Source organism: Cnuibacter physcomitrellae (genome assembly GCF_014640535.1).
In the GTDB taxonomy this organism is placed as follows: domain Bacteria; phylum Actinomycetota; class Actinomycetes; order Actinomycetales; family Microbacteriaceae; genus Cnuibacter; species Cnuibacter physcomitrellae.
Genome location: NZ_BMHD01000001.1, coordinates 1,610,166 through 1,623,880 on the forward strand (window position 1 = coordinate 1,610,166; position 13,715 = coordinate 1,623,880).

General features: G+C 71.8%; 12 protein-coding genes. 6 read left to right on the plus strand and 6 right to left on the minus strand.

Going from position 1 to position 13,715, the window contains the following annotated elements; genetic code table 11:
- Positions 1 to 10: 10 nt before the first annotated feature.
- The 4 genes from IEX69_RS07490 to IEX69_RS07505 all read right to left on the minus strand — a co-directional run bounded on the left by IEX69_RS07490 (position 11) and on the right by IEX69_RS07505 (position 4,807).
- Positions 11 to 643: a TetR/AcrR family transcriptional regulator gene (locus tag IEX69_RS07490; protein WP_085020412.1), complete on the minus strand. Its 633-nt coding sequence runs from the start codon at positions 641 to 643 to the stop codon at positions 11 to 13.
- A gap of 78 nt (positions 644 to 721) precedes the next feature.
- Positions 722 to 982 carry a hypothetical protein gene (locus tag IEX69_RS07495; protein ID WP_157127248.1) on the minus strand — a complete coding sequence of 87 codons (261 nt, stop codon included), beginning with the start codon at positions 980 to 982 and terminating at the stop codon, positions 722 to 724.
- Between the two features lie 133 nt (positions 983 to 1,115).
- Complete coding sequence (locus tag IEX69_RS07500; protein WP_157127249.1) at positions 1,116 to 1,286, minus strand: hypothetical protein; 171 nt, start codon at positions 1,284 to 1,286, stop codon at positions 1,116 to 1,118.
- 173 nt (positions 1,287 to 1,459) lie between these two features.
- Positions 1,460 to 4,807, minus strand: a complete 3,348-nt coding sequence (locus tag IEX69_RS07505) for an efflux RND transporter permease subunit (RefSeq protein ID WP_085020415.1) — start codon at positions 4,805 to 4,807, stop codon at positions 1,460 to 1,462.
- A gap of 206 nt (positions 4,808 to 5,013) precedes the next feature.
- Between IEX69_RS07505 and IEX69_RS07510 the strand changes: the two genes are divergently transcribed.
- Positions 5,014 to 7,173 carry a S8 family serine peptidase gene (locus IEX69_RS07510; protein WP_085020416.1) on the plus strand — a complete coding sequence of 720 codons (2,160 nt, stop codon included), beginning with the start codon at positions 5,014 to 5,016 and terminating at the stop codon, positions 7,171 to 7,173.
- A 117-nt stretch (positions 7,174 to 7,290) separates the two neighbouring features.
- Here the strand turns inward: IEX69_RS07510 and IEX69_RS07515 are convergent, their stop codons facing one another.
- Positions 7,291 to 7,659 (minus strand): DUF7882 family protein, encoded by a 369-nt coding sequence (locus IEX69_RS07515; protein WP_229756276.1) that lies wholly within the window; start codon positions 7,657 to 7,659, stop codon positions 7,291 to 7,293.
- 126 nt (positions 7,660 to 7,785) lie between these two features.
- On the opposite strand from IEX69_RS07515, the gene IEX69_RS07520 reads away from it, so the two are divergent.
- The 5 genes from IEX69_RS07520 to IEX69_RS07540 all read left to right on the plus strand — a co-directional run bounded on the left by IEX69_RS07520 (position 7,786) and on the right by IEX69_RS07540 (position 12,089).
- Positions 7,786 to 9,012 carry an AI-2E family transporter gene (locus IEX69_RS07520; protein ID WP_085020417.1) on the plus strand — a complete coding sequence of 409 codons (1,227 nt, stop codon included), beginning with the start codon at positions 7,786 to 7,788 and terminating at the stop codon, positions 9,010 to 9,012.
- Between the two features lie 160 nt (positions 9,013 to 9,172).
- The gene (locus IEX69_RS07525; RefSeq protein WP_174604484.1) at positions 9,173 to 10,252 is read left to right on the plus strand and encodes a serine/threonine-protein kinase; all 1,080 of its coding nucleotides are present in this window, start codon (positions 9,173 to 9,175) and stop codon (positions 10,250 to 10,252) included.
- A gap of 43 nt (positions 10,253 to 10,295) precedes the next feature.
- Positions 10,296 to 10,778, plus strand: coding sequence for a pyridoxamine 5'-phosphate oxidase family protein (locus IEX69_RS07530; protein ID WP_085020419.1), 483 nt, complete (start codon positions 10,296 to 10,298; stop codon positions 10,776 to 10,778).
- Positions 10,779 to 10,833: 55 nt separating this feature from the next.
- The gene (locus tag IEX69_RS07535) at positions 10,834 to 11,391 is read left to right on the plus strand and encodes a Dps family protein (RefSeq protein ID WP_085020420.1); all 558 of its coding nucleotides are present in this window, start codon (positions 10,834 to 10,836) and stop codon (positions 11,389 to 11,391) included.
- Positions 11,334 to 12,089, plus strand: coding sequence for an acyltransferase domain-containing protein (locus tag IEX69_RS07540; protein WP_085020421.1), 756 nt, complete (start codon positions 11,334 to 11,336; stop codon positions 12,087 to 12,089). Before IEX69_RS07535 ends, IEX69_RS07540 begins: the two co-directional genes overlap by 58 nt.
- A 131-nt stretch (positions 12,090 to 12,220) precedes the next feature.
- Here IEX69_RS07540 and yczR read toward each other — a convergent pair whose 3' ends face one another.
- Complete coding sequence (yczR, locus tag IEX69_RS07545; RefSeq protein WP_085020422.1) at positions 12,221 to 13,690, minus strand: MocR-like transcription factor YczR; 1,470 nt, start codon at positions 13,688 to 13,690, stop codon at positions 12,221 to 12,223.
- Positions 13,691 to 13,715 lie beyond the last annotated feature (25 nt).

Here is a 13,715-nt window from a genome sequence, read left to right on the forward strand (position 1 = left end):
CTCTCCTGGGTCAGGCCGACAGCGGGCGGAGGAGGTCGGTGAGGACCTCGACGAGGGCTTCCCTGACCTCGTCGACGGGCATCTCGTCGTCGTCCGGATCGACCGGGGAGACGGCGAGGATGTAGGCGGCGCCGGCGAGGGCGATGCTGAGGCGCATGCGCTCCGTCGCCGACGGCAGCTCGGCCATGACCGACTCACCGATGCGCTCGATGTACCCGAGCGCCTCGTCGATGAGCCCGATGTCGGCCAGCGTCCGGCCCTGGTTGATGATGATGTGCACCTCGGACCGGTGGGCGAGCATGACGTCGATGAACTCCTCGACGAAGGCCTCGAGCTCCTCGGCGGAGCGGACGCGGCGGACGCTGTTGTCGAGGAAGGCGCCCAGCGTCTTCACCGCGGGCTCGATGGCCGACTCGAAGAGCGCCTCCTTCGAGGAGAAGTGGTAGAGCACGCTCGACTTCGAGTAGCCGGCGGCGTCGGCGATCTGCTGGAGGCTGGTCCCGGCGTACCCGGTCTGGGCGAACATCCGCAGGGCGATGGCGCGCAGGTCGTCGGCGGCGTCGGGTCGGGTGGACGCAGCGGGTCGAGTGGACGCGGCGGGGCGGGCGGAGGGACCCGGACGGGCCGCTGGGGTCGGGCTCATGCCCTCGAGAGTAGCCTGACCGATCGGTCGGAAACTGAACGATCGGTCAGAGTGCGCGTCCTTCGCCTCTCGCGGTCGTCAGAGTCGCTCGTCGACGACCCGCGCCTCACCCACGATCTCGAGCTCCTCGGCGGCCACCGCCCGGTCGGCCTCGGCGCGGGAACGGCCCCGATGACCGAGCACCAGGGACGACACGGCGAACGCGAAGGAGACCAGGGAGAACAGCAGCAGCGCGGGCTTGTCGGCGAGGATCGCGGTGACGCCGAGGGCCAGTCCGACGGCGACGAAGAAGCCCACGAAGCTCGTCACGACGTCGGGCACACCAGGTCTGTCGTCCACGGGTCTCCCCTCTCGTCGTCCACGCGGTCGACTTCGACGCTACGCCCCCGAAGGCCCGCCGAAGGCCCTCGAGACCGAACCGTTATGACGTTTCACGTCCCGTTCATCCGGCCTCCCGGCGAGGGGCCCGAGCTCACATGCGCATGCGGATGGCGGCCACGGCGAACACGATCGACGTCGTGCCGCCGAACAGCGTGACGAGGAGCCCCGCCTCGACACCGCCGGCCATCATGACCAACCCCGCCACCAGCATGAGCGCGCCGCAGAGTGCGGCGACCGCGTTCCCCCGTCGTTCCTTGCGCACCGTCGCGCCTCCCGTGCTCTCGCCACGGCGCACGGGCTTGCCCCCGAGCCAGCTGCACCGTCGCAGTCTCGAATCTGCCCCTCACCCTACGCCCTGAGGCCGACGAGTGCTCAGTTCTGGTCGCATCCGCGGTGGAACGACGACCAGGACCGAGCACTCGATGCCCCGAGCGGTCAGGCGAGGCGGGCGGCGGCGCGCTCCTCCCGGCGGCGGGCGCGACGCTCACGACCGCCCTCGTAGAGGTTGTAGAGCACCGGCAGCACGATGAGCGTGAGCACGGTCGACGACACGAGTCCGCCGATCACGACCAACGCGAGCGGCTGCGAGATGAAGCCGCCCCCACCGGTGAGCCCGATGGCCATGGGGAGGAGGGCGAAGATGGTCGCCAGCGCCGTCATGAGGATAGGGCGGAGCCTCCGCGAGGCGCCCTCGACGAGGGCCTCCCTCACGCTCAGCCCGCGGGTCCGGTACTGGTTCACCAGGTCGACGAGCACGATGGCGTTGGTGACCACGATGCCCACCAGCATCAGGAGGCCGATGATGGAGGGCACACCCAGCGGCACACCCGTGATCACCTGGAGCAGGATGGCGCCCGTGGCCGCGAACGGCACCGACGACAGCAGCAGCAGCGGCTGGATGAGGCTCTTGAACGTCGCGACCATGACGACGTACACGATGAGGATGGCGACGAGCAGCGCGAGGAACAGCTGGCCGAACGCCTCCGCCTGATCGGCCGTGGCGCCGCCCAGCGTGGCCGACGCGCCCGCGGGCAGCGAGACGCCGTCGATCGCGGCCTGCAGCTCGCGGCTCGACGCGCCGAGGTCGTCGCCGCTCGGGGTCACCGTGACGGAGGCGGTGCGCACGCCGCGCTCGGTCGTGATCGCCGTCGGCCCCTCCGAGATGCTCACCGTGGCGAGGGACGACAGGGGGACGACGCCGGTCGCGGTGGGGATGGGGAGGCTCTGGAGCTGATCGGTGGTCTGCGGCGGCTCGGCCGACTGCAGGTAGATCGTGTACTGGGTGTCGTCGATCGTGATCGAGCCGACGCTGGTCGGCTGCAGGGTCTGCGACACGATCGTGCCGACCGCGACCTCGGACAGGCCCGCGGCCGCGGCCTTCTGGCGGTCGACGGCGACCTGCACGAACGGCAGGGATGCGCTGAGGCTCGACGTGGCCTCCGCGACGCCGCCGAGACCCTGCACCGCGGAGAGCACGGCATCCGAGGCGGTCTGCAGGTCGCCCTGGTTCGTCGCCGTGATGTCGACCGTGATGTCGCTGGACCCGCCGAAGCCCTGCGAGGCCGACACGCTGATCTCGCCCGGGTCCGGCTGACCCTCCAGCGCGGTGCGCGCATCCGCCTGGATGGCCTCCTGGTCGGCGCCCTCTGCCGTCGTCACGTTGTAGGTGATCGACCCGCCGCCCCCGCCGGCGAAGGCGTCGCGCAGCAGGGAGCCGCTCGACCCGATGGTGGTCTGCACGGTCTCGACCCCGTCGACGCCCTCCAGCAGGCCCTCGCTGGCCGACGCGATGTCGGACTGGGACTGGAGGCTCGAGCCGACCGGGACGGACTGGGTGACCGTGAACGTGTTCTGGCCGCTCGAGCCGAGGAAGTTCGTCTGCAGGAGGCCCAGCAGCGGGACGGTGCCGAGGAGGATCACGATCGCGCCGGCGAGGGTGATCCACGAGTGGCGGAGCGTCCAGCCGAGGATCGGGAGGTAGCGGCGCTGCAGTGCGGTCTGCGGCTCGTCGGCCGTCTCCGGCTCGTCGCGTTGCGCACGCCGGCGGGTGAGCACGGCGGTCGCGCCGGTCGAGGCGGGGAGCGCGTGGGCGCCGTGGCCGTCCGGGGCCGCCGTCGGCGACGAGGCGTCGGGGACGTCGTGCGGGGCGGCGCCCGCGTGCTCGCCGTGGTGGACGGGCGGCTCGCCGTCCGCGCTCGCCTGCGCTGCGCTCGCCCCCGCGGGGGTCGTCTTCGTGGCCTCCCCCGACGCCGGCTTGGGCTTGGGCGGGCGCACGATCCAGTAGGCCAGCACGGGCACGATGGTGAGCGCGACCAGCAGCGAGGCGAGCAGGGCGATGGTCACGGTGAGGGCGAACGGCCGGAACAGCTCGCCGGTCGCACCCTCCACGAACGAGATCGGGAGGAAGACCGCGACCGTCGTGATGGTGGAGGCGGTGATCGCGCCCGCCACCTCGCGCACGGCGTCGACGATGAGCTTGGCGCGCATCCGCCCGGCGGCCGCGGGTGCGAGGCCCTGTGCACTCGGACTGGCGAGATGTCGCTTGATGTTCTCGATGACGACGATGGAGTCGTCGACCACGCGCCCGATGGCGATCGTCAGCGCACCCAGCGTGAGGATGTTGAGGGTGTAGCCGGCTGTCTGCAGGCCGATGAAGGTGATGAGCACCGAGGTCGGGATGGAGATGGCCGCGACGAGCGTCGACCTGATCGACAGCAGGAAGACGAAGATCACGATCACGGCGAAGCCGAGCCCGAGCAGGCCCTCGGTCGTGAGCGACTCGATCGACTGCTCGATGAACGGCGCCTGATCGAACACCACCGTGAAGGTCGTGCCCGGGATGTCGGCCTCGAGCGTCGGGATGACGTCGCGGACCGCGTGGGAGACCTCGACCGTGTTCGCGGCGGGGAGCTTCGTGACCGAGAGGGTGAGCGCGGGCTCGCCGTTCACGCGCGAGATCGAGGTCTGCGGGTCGTCGGTGAGCGCCACGGAGGCGACCGACCCGATCGTCACGACTCCGTCCGGCCCGAGTGCCGGCAGCGGGAGGGCGGCGATGTCGTCGGTGGACGACAGCTTCGAGCCGGACTGCACGCTGTAGGTCTGGCCGTCCTGAGTGATGCTGCCGCTCGGGATGAGCCGGCCGTTCGACGTGACGGCGTTGGTGATGTCGCGGGTGGTCAGGCCGTATTGGAGCAGCGCGCCCTGGTTCGGGGTGATGGTGACCCGCTGCCCGATGGCGCCGAACACATCGGCCGCGCGCACGCCGTCGGCCTTCTCCAGGGCGGGCACGGCGATGGTGTCGAGCTGCGACGCGAGCTGCTTCTGTGCTGCGGCGTCGGCGTCGGCTCCCGACGTCACGGCGATCGCGATCACCGGCAGGTCGGCGATGCTCCCGCTGACCACCTGGGGGTCGAGGTCCTCGGGGAGGCTCCCGGAGATGCGGGAAATCGCCTGCGTGACCTTCTGCTCGGCGCCGGCCAGGTCGGTCCCGTAGGTGAACGACGCGTTGACCACCGACTGGTTCGTGCTCGACGTGGCCGACGTCGACTCGATGCCCTCGATGCCCTGGATCGCGGCCTCGATCGGCGTCGACACCTCGTCGTTCACCACCTCGGGGCTCGCCCCGGGATACGAGGTGACGACGGTGATCCTGGGGAACTCGATCGACGGGATGAGCTCCTGCTTGAGGCTCGTGAGCGCAACGCCGCCGAAGACGGCGACGACGACGGTGATGAGGGCGATGAGCGCGCGGTTCCTCATGCTCAGCACGGCCAGGAAGCTCATCCAGGATCCTCTCTCGGTGTCCTCGTGGCCCGCGCACAGCGGTCCCCGAGGACAAGCATCCCATCCGGGGACGACGTCAACCCGAGCGTCACCCGAGCACGCGCGATCCGACGTAGGTGGTTCTGCTCGTCTTCACCCCGGAGGCGGGCCGTGTCCGAGACGATTCCGGGGTCGTCGGCCGTGCACCCGACGCTGAAGGGGAAGCAGTGACATCGATCCGACACCGCCCGCTGGCCGCCTGCCTGGGCGCGACCGCGCTGGCCGTCCTCCTGATCGCCGGGCCCGCCCACGCGGAGCCCGTCTCGGGCGACGAGGCGCCCATCGTGAACCCGGCGCTCACCGAGCTCGCCGAGTCGGGCGCGGCCCCGGGCTCCGCCGAGGGTGAGGCCGCGTCGGGTCTGTCGACCGACGGCGCCTCCGCCCTGGTGGTGGACGACGCCGCCCGCGTCCTGGTCGGAGTGGTGTTCGCCGACGACGACGCGCTGCAGGCCGGACTGGCCGCGGTGACCGGCCTCGGCGAGATCGCGAGGACGGCGCGGAGCGCGCCCGAGGTGTTCGTCTCCGTCGCCCCGAGCCGCTTCGACGACCTCGCCGCGATCCCCGGCGTGGTCGAGGTCTCGCCCGCGCTGAGCGGTGTGACCTCCGACACCCCCGCGCTGGGAGGCCCGGCCGCCGGCGCACCGGACGTCGCTGCCGCGGCCGCCCCGTCCTGCCGCAGCATCCCCTCCGACGTCGACTCGGCGCTCGGCACCGCCGGGGTCCGCGAGAAGTTCGGCGTCGACGGCACCGGGGTCGTCGTCGGGATCCTCTCCGACTCGTTCGCGGGCGCCCCGCACGCCCTCACGACCCCGGCGCAGGACGTCGCCGCCGGGGCGCTCCCCGGACCGGGCAACCCCTGCGGCTACGAGACCGCCGTGCGCGTGCTCGTCGACGACACGACCGGGCAGGGCAGCGACGAGGGGCGTGCGATGGCTCAGATCATCCACTCGGCCGCCCCCGGGGCGACCCTGCTCTTCGCGGCGGCGGGTCCGGGACAGAGCACGCTGGCCGACTCGGTCCGGATGCTGCACGAGGCCGGCGCGACGGTCATCGTCGACGACGTGTGGTTCCCCGAGGAGACCCTCTGGCAGCGCGGGCTCGTCGCCTCGGCGATCGCCGAGGCGAACGACGACGGCGTCACCCTCCTCAGCTCCGCGGGGAACGCCACCTCGATCGGCACCCTCGGCGACGAGCCGGGCCAGTCGATCGGCTCCTGGGAGACGACCGCCTTCCACCCCATGACCTGCCCGACCGCGGTGCTCGACATCGTCGACCAGTGGTCGCCGACGGGGACGATCGACTGCGCCGACATGTCGGGCGGCACCGACCAGCCCCGCGCCACCCTCGCGCTGACCGCCGCGACGGCGGAGAAGGGCGGCACGCTCATGACGCAGTGGTCGGAGCCGATGTACGGCCTGACGACCACGATCATCCCGCTCCTCCTCGACCACGCGACGGGGACGCTCGTCAACCTGCCGGTGCAGGCGGACCGCGACACACCCTCGATCTCCGTCTCCGTGCCCGTCCGCGCCAGCGCCGACTACGACCTCGTCCTCGTGCGCGAGCGGATGGATCCCGCCACGGCGACTCCCGATGCGGAGCTGCGCGTGAAGTGGAAGACGAGCGGACTGTCCCTGAGCGCGCTCCAGGACACGACGTCACCTGACGTGGTCGTGGGCCCGACGGTCTGGGCGCACGCGGGCGACCCCGCCACGATCGCGGTCGCGGCCGCGTCCGTCCTCGACACGTCGCAGCTCGAGGACTTCTCCTCGTCCGGACCGTCGACGTACCTCTTCGAACCCGTGCACGCGGATCGGACGCCCTCGCCGAGGTATCCCTCGCCCCTCACCCTGTTCAAGCCCCAGATCACCGGCGTGGACGGCGAGCAGACCACGTTCTTCGGCCAGAACAGCACGGAGCAGCCCGACGTCTGGCGGTTCTACGGGACGTCGGCGGCGGCCCCCTCCGTCGCGGCCGTCGCCGCCCTCGCCCAGGCCGCGGCGCCTCAGGCGACCGCCGACGAGATCCGGCAGCAGATGATCCTCACCGCCGACGACGTCTCGGCGAACGAGGCCTACGCGGGCGCGACGACACCGGCCTGGATCGGTGCGGGTCTCGTCGACCCCGACGGACTGCTCGCCGCGCTCGTGGGCCCGAGCCCGGCTCCGCCCGGCCCCTCGCCTGCGCCGGTCCCCGTGCCCGCCGCGGCCGGCGGAGATCGCCTCGCCGACACCGGCGCCGCCCCGGAGCTCCCCTGGGCGCTCGTCGGGGTGCTCGCGCTGGGCGTCGGGATCGCGATCGGTCAGCGCAGGCGCAGGCTACGGTAGACCCGGTGAGCCGGTGGACGGCCGCGAGCGCCCGCGCGCGGCCGTCTCCGCTCAGCCCGGGTCACCGGACATCCCGTCGCGCGGGGCCGGTCGTCAGCGCACGGTCGAGGCGCGGTGTCAGCGGACGGTCGCGGGAGTGGTGGTGAGCCCGTTGCCGGACCCGTTGGCCGCGGCCTGACCCACGGGCCCTCGCGGCTCCTCGCTGAACTGCAGCCCGCCGCTGCCGTTGCTCGAGGCGGTGAGCACCTCGATCCAGTCGCGGTTGATCGCCGGGACGCGTCCGCCCGCGTACTTGAAGTAGAGAGGGATGGAGGCGTCGAGCCAGATGCTCGAACGGCCGTCGCCCACCGCCGGGTCGTCCTTCCAGGAGAAGAAGAAGCTCTCCCTGCGACGCAGCTTGGCGGCGATCACGATCTGGAGGTGTGTCAGGGTGCGATCGTCGAACTCGATCTCGATCCCCGAGCTCCCGTAGATCAGCTTTCCCATACGCCGATCATAGGGGCGCGGGGGTGCGGATCACGAGGGTGGCCTGCGCCTGCGGGGCGCCCCGACCGGATGAGCCGTGGTGGCGGCGGCGCAGTAGGGTGACCGCAGAGGAAGCGGAGGTGCCGGATGTTCGGCAGACGGATCAGAGGGACCCGGTCGGCACCGGCACAGACGGCAGCGGCCCAGTCGGCCGCGGCGCAGTCGGCCGCAGCGCAGGGGACGATGTCGCCGGTCGAGGGCTCGGACGTCACGGTGGCCGGGGAGTCCAGCTTCCCTCCGGTGCGCGTCAACGCCTTCCGGATCGGGCTCGTCGGCGGACTCGGCGTCCTCTTGTCGCTGCTCATCGGCGGCGCGGTCACCCAGCTGAGCACCGTCCTCGTCTACGTCGGCCTGGCCCTCTTCATCGCGCTGGGCCTGGATCCCCTGGTGTCGTGGCTCGAGCGGAAGATGCCGAGGGGACTGGCGATCGCCATCGTCTTCGCCGCGGTGATCGGCGTGTTCGCGGGCCTGCTGTTCACGGTGATCCCGCTGATCGTGCAGCAGACGGGTAACTTCATCACCCACTTCCCCCAGATCGTCAGCGACTTCGGCAACAGCGACTTCGTCAAGGGCATCGAGGCCCAGCTGGGCGGCGCCGTCGACATCGACCAGGCCATGCAGGGGGCGACCGGCTTCATCCAGGACCCGAACAACCTGCTGGCGCTCGGCGGCGGACTGCTCGCGGTGGGATCGGGCATCGCCAGCGGTCTCACCGGGTCGGTGATCGTCCTGATCCTCACCCTCTACTTCCTCGCGTCGCTGCGGAGCATGAAGCGCGTGGCGTACCGCTTCGTGCCGGCGAACAAGCGGAAGCGCTTCGCCTCCCTCACCGAGGACGTCACGGGCGCCGTGGGGCGGTACGTCGTCGGCCAGGTCACCCTCGCCGCCATCAACGGAGTCCTCAGCTTCATCTACCTGTCGATCATCCAGGCGCCGCTGCCCGTGCTGTTCGCGTTCATCGCGTTCCTCGGGTCGCTGATCCCGCTGGTCGGCACGCTCTCGGGTGCGGTCATCATCACGCTGGTCTGCCTGTTCGCCTCGCCCACCACCGCCCTCGCGGCCGCGATCTACTACGTGATCTACATGCAGGTCGAGGCGTACGTCCTCAGCCCTCGCATCATGAACCGGGCGGTGAAGGTGCCGGGGTCGATCGTCGTGATCGCCGCGGTGGCCGGAGGCGCCCTGGGATCCGTGCTGGGCGCGCTCGTCGCGATCCCGGTCGCCGCGTCGGCGATCATCATCATCCAGAAGGTGGTGTGGCCGCACCAGGATGCGAAGACGTGGCCCGGCGACTCGGCGCGACAGCTCCCCTAGCGGGTCCTCGCGCCGCGGTCAAGCCTCGCGGCGCGGATGAGAGCCGAAACGGTCGCGTCCGGATACCATGAGGGCACGGCTCACCCCGTCGTCCCAGCGCGCTGCTGTCCACCTCGACGATCGACCCGAACCGATCAGCGACCGATGCCAGGAGCACTCCGTGCCCAACGTCTCGCAGCACGCCCACGGTCACACCGTGTCCGAGCGCTACCTGCTGCACACGACCCTCGGCACCGGCGGCATGGCCTCGGTCTACCAGGCCAGCGACGCCGTGCTCGGTCGGGAGGTCGCCGTCAAGGTCTTCAGCTCAGAGGGCAGCACCGCCGCCGAGCGGATCGACCAGGAGCGCGAGATCCATCTGCTGGCCCAGCTCGCGCATCCGAGCCTCGTCAGCGTCTACGACGCGGGCGCCCACTCGTTCGACGGCGGTGAGGCCCGCCGCTTCGTCGTCATGGAGCTCGCCAGCGACCGCACGCTCCGCGACCTGGTGAAGAGCGGACCGCTCTCGGGGTTCGAGACGGCGGTGATCGGCGCCCAGATCGCCGACGGCCTGGCCTACGTGCACTCGCGCTCGATCGTGCACCGCGACGTCAAGCCCGCGAACATCCTGCTCACCGACAACGCCGGACGCGACCTGCCGTTCGTCGCCAAGCTCACCGACTTCGGGATCGCGCAGTTCGTCGACGGCAGCCGCTTCACCGTCGAGGGCGCCGTGATCGGCACGGCCAGCTACCTCAGCCCCGAGCAGGCGAAGGGGGATGCGCTCACCACGGCGAGCGACATCTACTCCCTCGGTCTCGTGCTGCTCGAGGCCATGACCGGAGAGCGGGCCTTCCCCGGCACGCTCATCGAGTCGGCCACGGCGCGCATCTTCAAGGATGCGGACGTGCCGAGCGACCTGCCGCCCGAGTGGCAGGAGCTGCTCACGGTCATGACCTCACGTGATCCCTCCGCGAGGCCCTCGGCCGAGGCCGTCACGAAGGTGCTGCGGAGCCTGCAGGCCGAGACCACCACGATCGGCGACACCGAGCTGTCCACCGCCGAGCTCCTCGAGCTCTCCGAGCCGCCGGCGTCCCGCCGCGAGGCGCGGGCCCGGCAGAGGCGCTTCCGCGCGAAGGCCACCCGGCAGCGGCAGACCCGAGCCCTCGTGGTCGGCTCGGTCGCGGTCGGGGTGGCCGCCCTCTGCGCGCTGTCCTGGCTGATCGGCGTGCTGTCGGCCGGCTCGGTGATAGGCGGCTGACAAACCGCTGCGACCGTCGGCGGCCCGGCGTACGGTCGGGATCATGAGCGATCAGGACGACATCGAGACCATCGCGGCCATCGTCAAGGCGGCGCGTGTCGCGTTCGTGACCAGCCGGACCGCCGACGGCGACCTCCACTCCCGCCCCCTCGCGGTGCAGGACGACACGTTCACCGGCGACCTCTGGTTCTTCACCCAGGACCCGAGCGAGAAGACCGACGAGGTCCGCGCCGATCCCTCGGTCAACGTGGCGATCGAATCGGGCAAGGGGTTCCTGTCGATCGCGGGCACCGCCTCGATCTCCAGGGATGCGACGAAGATCGACGAGCTCTGGTCGACCGGCGCCGAGGCCTGGTTCCCGGAGGGCCGCGACGACCCGTCGGTGGCCCTGCTGAAGGTGCACGCCGAGTCGGCGGAGTTCTGGGCGGTCGACTCCCCCGCCCCGATCCGCCTCCTGAAGTACGCACGCGCCGCCGTGAGCGGCGGGCAGCCCGACGTGGGCCGCAACGACCAGGTCGACCTCTGAGCGCCCCGCTCCTCCCCACTCCCCCTCTCGTCACCCCCTACGGAAAGGACATCCGATGACCGACACCATCGAACGACACGTCGAGGTCCCCGCCGACGGCGGCGCCCGCAACACCCGCCGCCAGAACGCCGAGCACGGCTTCGTCGCACCCAAGGCCCTGACCGACGACCTGCAGGCCGTGCTGGTCGACCTGATCGAGCTCCACATCCAGGGCAAGCAGGCCCACTGGAACGTCGTGGGGAAGAACTTCCGCGACCTCCACCTCCAGCTCGACGAGATCGTCGACGCCGCGCGCGAGTTCAGCGACACGGTCGCCGAGCGCCTGCGCGCGCTGCACGCCGCCCCCGACGGCCGCAGCGACACCGTGGCCGCGACGACCACGCTGCCGGAGTACCCCAACGGCGAGATCCTCACCACCGACACCGTCGACCTCATCACCCAGCGCATCGAGGCGACCGTGGCGCGCATCCGCGAGGTGCACGACGAGGTCGACGACGCCGACCCGACGAGCGCCGACATCCTGCACGCCATCATCGAGCGCCTCGAGCAGCTGGCGTGGATGGTCAGCGCCGAGAACCGCACGCCCTCCGGCTCGCGCGGCGGCAAGCGCTGAGCAGCGACGCCCTCCTCGACCGGCTCCGGGACGCCCTGCGCGACCCGGAGCCGGTCGTCGATTCCGACCCCCGTCTGGCCTCCGACGGGGTGTCGAATGCTGCTGCCCTCGCCGTTCTTCTGGAGCTCGAGCCCGAGGCGCGCGAGAGGCAGCTCGCCCTGGGCATCCCTGCTGATGTGGTCGAGGCGACCCTGGGCGACCTGCGACGGTCGCATCGGCCGGATGACGCCGCGTCCGTGCTGGACTGGATGATCGAGATCCTGCGCGGGGACGTGGTGCAGATCGGTCGGCTGCAGGTGGAGCGCCGGGCCGGCGAGTGGGGGCACGCGCTGCACATCCCGCAGGAGGGGCCGCTCGACCCCGCGTCGGTCGACGCGTCCCTCATGCGCATCCGCTCCTTCACCGGGAGCGACCGCTTCAGCTGCACGAGCTGGCTGCTCGACCCCGTGCTTCAGGCCGAGCTTCCCGCGAGCAACATCGCGGCGTTCGCGCGGCGGTTCGAGCTGGTGCTCCCCGACCACCCGTCGGGCGAGGACGGCGCCGAGGCCGCGGCGCGGTTCGTGTTCCGCCGCCCGCTCGCCGAGGTGCTCGACCCTGCGGCGGTGGTGCCGCGCACGTCGCTCGAGCGCCTCGTCGCCGGGCGCCTCCGCGCCGGCCGCGGCTGGACGCAGCCCGTCGGCGTCCTCCGCCCGGCGTAGCCGCGCTCGCGCACTCGCGCTCGCTCGCCCGCCCGCCCGCCATCCCAGGTTTCGCGGCCTGTTTGGCGTTTCGCGCGCCCATTGACCGAGCGAAACGCCAAACAGGGCGCGAAAGCTGCGCCGCGGGCGGGTCAGACGACGTCGGCGAAGACGTCGACGGGCGGGAGGGTGCCGCGGGAGAGGCCCGACCAGGCGGTGGCGAGCGCCTCGATGCCGCGCTCGAGCTCCGCGGTGGGCTGCCCGATGGGGATGCGGATGAAGCGCTCGAGCGCGCCGTCCAGCCCGAACCGCGGGCCCGCCGTGATGAGGAGGCCCTGGGCGCGGGCCGCGAGCGCGAGCTGGGAGCTGACCGGCGCGCCGAGGCCGGCCCACACCGCGAGGCCACCCTCCACGCGGGGCAGGCGCCACTCCGGGAAGTGCGAGCCGAGCATCCGCAGCACCGCATCGCGGCCCTCGCGCAGCTGCTCCCGCCGGACGTCGAGCACGGCCTCGAAGTCGCGCAGCAGGTCGGCGACGACCAGCTGCTCGAGCACCGGCGTGCCCAGGTCGCCCGCGTATCGGGCCGCCGCGAGCTTCCGGATGAGGCCGGGCTGTGCGCGGATCCACCCCACCCGCATGCCCGCCCAGATGGTCTTCCCCACCGAACCGAGGAGCACGGCGGACTCGCTCGACACGTCGTCGCCGTACGCCGGGAACGGCAGGAAGGACTGCGACCGGTCGATGTCGAGCTCTGCCGTGGTCTCGTCGACCACGACGAGGGCGCCGTTCCGGGTGGCCTCGCGCAGCACCAGCGGCCGGAGCGCCTCCGGCATCGACTCACCGGTCGGGTTGTGGAAGTCGGGCATGAGGTAGGCCAGCGTCGGACCGGTGCGGCTGAAGGCCTGCTCGATCTCCTGGGCGTCCCATCCGTGCCGCCGATCGTCGCCCGAGGCGCTGCCCTTCGCGGTGACCGTGACGGGCACCAGGCGCGCTCCCGCCGCCCGGAGCGCCTCGTACGCGTGCGGGTAGCTCGGCAGTTCGACGACGGCGCGGTCGCCTCGGGCGAGCAGCACGCGGGCGAGGAGGAAGATCGCGTGCTGGGCGCCGATCGTGATCATCACCTGGTCCACCGAGGTCGGCAGCCCCCGCTGGGTGTACCGCGCCGCGACCGCCTCGCGGAGCTCGGGAAGTCCGAACGGATCGAGGCCCGATCCGCCGAGCTGGCGCGCGTAGTCGTCCATCACCCGCTGCGTGGCGGGATAGAGCCCGGGATGCGCGGGGAGGGTCGCCTTCGTGAAGTCGATGTAGTCGCCGGTGGTGTCGTGCCCGCCGATCGGCGCGCGTCCGGGCAGGCGGGTGACGCTCCCGGATCCGCGGAGGCTCTCGGTGTAGCCCGCCTCGCGCAGCTCGCGGTAGGCCGCCGACACCATCGTGCGGCTGACGCCCAGAGTGGCGGCGAGGTCGCGCTCCGCCGGAAGGCGGGTGTCGGCGGCGATCCGACCATCGAGGATGAGCAGCCGGATCCGGTCGAAGAGCGCCAGATACGACGGGCCGGGGGCCGCCCCGCGCCAGTCGCCGAGCAGGCCGAGGAGGGAGCGCGTACCGATCCGGGTGGGAGACATGGGACCACCGTATCCGAATTGGATT